1 protein-coding gene is annotated in these 1,268 nt (G+C 58.7%); it reads left to right on the top strand.

Going from position 1 to position 1,268, the window contains the following annotated elements; translation table 11 throughout:
• On the top strand, positions 1-1,205 hold a 1,205-nt coding region (locus FNJ47_RS46125; RefSeq protein ID WP_163163429.1), incomplete at its 5' end, for an IS1182 family transposase.
• Positions 1,206-1,268: the final 63 nt, after the last annotated feature.

Here is a 1,268-nt window from a genome sequence, read left to right as displayed (position 1 = left end):
CGTCGAGCCGACGCCTGGAGCGGGAATGTCAACGCAATATCGAGATGATCTGGCTGACCGGGCAGTTGGCACCGGACTTCAAGACCATCGCCGATTTCCGCAAGGACAATGGCAAGGCCATTCGTGAGGTCTGCCGCGAGTTTGTCGCGCTGTGCCGCAAGCTTGATTTACTTGTAGCAGCGAGCGTCGCCATCGACGGATCGAAGTTCAAGGCCGTCAATGCGCGGGACAAGAACTTCACCGAGGCGAAGATGAAGCGGCGCCTTGAGCGGATCGACGAGAGCATCGCCCGCTATCTCTTGCAGCTCGAGACCGCCGATCGGCACGGCGACGCGGTGCCAGAGGCGAAGGTTGAGCGATTGAAGGGTAAAATCGAGAAGCTCAAGCAGGAGACCGTCCGGCTCAATGAGATCAACGCTGAGATGATGAAGAGCGAGGACAGGCAGATCTCGCTGACCGATCCTGACGCGCGCTCGATGGCGACAAGCGGCAAGGACACTGGGATCGTTGGCTACAACGTTCAGATTGCCGTTGATACGCAGCATCATCTCATCGTGGCTCACGAGGTGACCAACGTGGGCACCGATCGCCACCAACTAGCCAACATGGCTCGTCAGGCGCGCGACGAGATGGCTGTCGAAACGCTCGAAGCCGTGGCAGACCGCGGCTACTACGATGGAGAGGAGATCAAGGCCTGTGAGGAAGCCGACATCAGGGTGACATTGCCGAAGCCGATGACTTCGGGCGCCAAAGCTGCTGGCCGCTTCGGTAAACAGGACTTCGTTTATGTTGCTGCCGACGATGTCTATCGCTGTCCCGCCGGCCAGCGGCTCACTTATCACTATACGAACGTAGAGGACGGAAAGACACTGCGCCGCTATTGGACAAGCGCCTGCAAAACCTGCGCGCAAAGAGCGCAGTGCACTACAGGCCCCGAGCGCCGCATCTCACGATGGGAGCACGAAGCTGTTCTGGAGAAAGTTCAGAATCGGCTCGACCACAACCCCAACGCAATGGGTGTCCGCCGTCAGACAGTGGAGCATCCGTTCGGCACGATAAAGTGTTGGATGGGAGCAACACACTTTCTCATGAGAAAACTGCCAAAGGTGGCCACCGAGATGGCGCTCAACATCCTCGCCTACAATATGAAGCGCGTAATGACGATCGTCGGCGTGGGCGGATTGCTGGAGGCGATGCGGGCGTGAGGTCGGCCTTCTGAGCGACCAAATCAGCGCCAAAACTGCGCGATTTTTTACACGGCCTGGGCC

The organism is Bradyrhizobium uaiense, from assembly GCF_010811875.1.
GTDB lineage: Bacteria > Pseudomonadota > Alphaproteobacteria > Rhizobiales > Xanthobacteraceae > Bradyrhizobium > Bradyrhizobium uaiense.
This window is presented reverse-complemented; position numbering and strand designations above follow the sequence as displayed.